Source organism: Achromobacter sp. SIMBA_011 (assembly GCF_046535435.1).
Lineage (GTDB): Bacteria > Pseudomonadota > Gammaproteobacteria > Burkholderiales > Burkholderiaceae_B > Achromobacter > Achromobacter dolens.
This window is the reverse complement of sequence record NZ_JAWRWN010000977.1, coordinates 1-248: the sequence shown is the minus strand read 5'-3', so window position 1 is coordinate 248 and position 248 is coordinate 1. Positions and strand designations below refer to the sequence as shown.

At 64.9% G+C, this 248-nt stretch carries 1 pseudogene; it reads left to right on the top strand.

Features of this window, described 5'->3' with window-relative positions:
* Positions 1-216, top strand: a pseudogene (locus SB816_RS33915) (ATPase); the annotation flags it as partial.
* Positions 217-248 lie beyond the last annotated feature (32 nt).

Below are 248 nucleotides of genomic sequence, written 5' to 3'. Positions count from 1 at the left end.
GAACTCGAGCAGGTGCGCGAAGAGCGTAACGCGCTGCAGGCCGAACGCGATGGGCTGTCGGCGAAGATCGACGACGCACAGGTGCGCCTGAACGCGATCCTCGAAAAGCTGCCGCGCGCACGCGCCGGCGCCGACCGCGACAATCAGCTCGACCTGCTCGAACCGCAGCAAAGCGCCGACGACGACAACGCCGCTCGCCACGGAGAAAATGCATGACGACCAAACAGATCGAAGCGACCATTCTCGGC